This is a genomic window from Campylobacter concisus (assembly GCF_050447485.1).
Taxonomy (GTDB): domain Bacteria; phylum Campylobacterota; class Campylobacteria; order Campylobacterales; family Campylobacteraceae; genus Campylobacter_A; species Campylobacter_A concisus_BQ.
Window position 1 is genome coordinate 1 of record NZ_JALMFY010000003.1, and the last position, 688, is coordinate 688.

Below are 688 nucleotides of genomic sequence, written 5' to 3' on the forward strand. Positions count from 1 at the left end.
TGCAACAGCTGAAGTCATAGGCACTGATGATGCTAGAAAAAAAGCTGAAAAACTTGCTAATAAAATCCACGATAACTCTGAGTTTGTAACAGCAAGGACAAAAAGCATCCCTGATGCTAAACGTCCAAAAGTACTTCACCTTCTTGGTGGTGCAAATTTGCTAAAAATTGATGGTACAAACACCATCCAAAACACTTGGATCAAGCTAGGTGGCGGTGTAAATGCTATCAATACTGAGGGCTCAATGATCGAAGTTAGCGCTGAAGAGATCATCAATGCAAACCCTGATATCATCATCGTTGGTGGTAATGACACAGACGCACAGATCAAAAAGATAAAAGAGCACCCTGCATTCTCTGGCTCAAACGCTGTTAAAAACGGCAAAATTTACGGCAACCCAAAAGGTGTATTTAGCTGGGATAGATATGGTGCTGAAAACGTGCTTCAAATTTTATGGGCAGCAAAAACTATCCAACCAGATCTATTTAAAGATGTCGATATGAAAGTAAAAACAAAAGAGTTTTATAAAGAGTTTTTAGGTCACGAGCTTACCGACACAGAGTATGGCTATATCTTAAAAGGCCTAAATCCAGATGGTAGCAGTAAGTAAGATATGAAAAACGCAAATTTTTCAATAGTTGTTATCTTTTTAGCCCTGCTTACTATTGCTTGCGCCTTTGTCGCACTG

At 39.0% G+C, this 688-nt stretch carries 1 protein-coding gene; it reads left to right on the forward strand.

The window, feature by feature from the left end; all coding sequences use genetic code 11:
• Positions 1-610 (forward strand): ABC transporter substrate-binding protein (locus MTT29_RS09910; protein ID WP_429800544.1); only part of this gene is annotated, 610 nt, incomplete at its 5' end.
• Between the last annotated feature and the right edge of the window lie 78 nt (positions 611-688).